Raw genomic sequence first — 593 nt, 5'->3', positions numbered from 1 at the left:
GCGCATCGATCTCACCGCAGTCGAGCATGGCCCCGAGCGTGCGATCCGGCGGCGCGAAGCCGACATCGATGCCTTCCGGGTGGCGGTGCGTGGTGAACTCGAACCCGACCGGCAGCGGCGTCTCAAGCCCGCCGCCGACCCAGCGGTTGCGCTCCGGTGCGAACCCGTAGTCCTCGGCAAGAATGCCCTTGGCCCAGATTCCCGAGTCCGGGCTGTACGTGCCGAACTCGCCGATCGTGCGGCCGACCAGGTGGGCCGGTCCGCTGATCCCCGAGGACGTGTTGACGAAGACGCAGGAATGCCGGAACACCCGCCCGGGGAAGGCCGGAAGAGCGATGAGATCGGTGCCGACGTCCAGAGCGTGCAGGTAGTGAGTGAGGTGAACTCGGCGGCGTCGAACCGTCCGGCCGCCTGGCGCGCGAAGATCTCGGGAATGCCGGGACTATGCAGGGTGTAGTCAACACCGTCGAAGGCGGATCCGTCGAACAGTGCTCGGGTGTTGTCGTAGCGGGTGACTGCGATGTCGAGATGCACACTGGACACAGCGGCGTCCTCGGTTCGGTCTTTGAGACAGGGCCGGTCCCTGCCGCCGC

Annotated in this window: 1 pseudogene; it reads right to left on the bottom strand. The window is 67.3% G+C overall.

Features of this window, described 5'->3' with window-relative positions:
- A pseudogene (locus tag E6R62_RS40515) lies at nucleotides 1-310 on the bottom strand (4,5-dihydroxyphthalate decarboxylase); the annotation flags it as partial.
- Nucleotides 311-593: the final 283 nt, after the last annotated feature.

It is taken from the genome of Streptomyces sp. A1136 (genome assembly GCF_004795055.1).
Taxonomy (GTDB): Bacteria; Actinomycetota; Actinomycetes; order Streptomycetales; family Streptomycetaceae; genus Streptomyces.
Note: the sequence above shows the minus strand (reverse complement) of the source record. Positions and strands in the feature narration are given on the sequence as shown.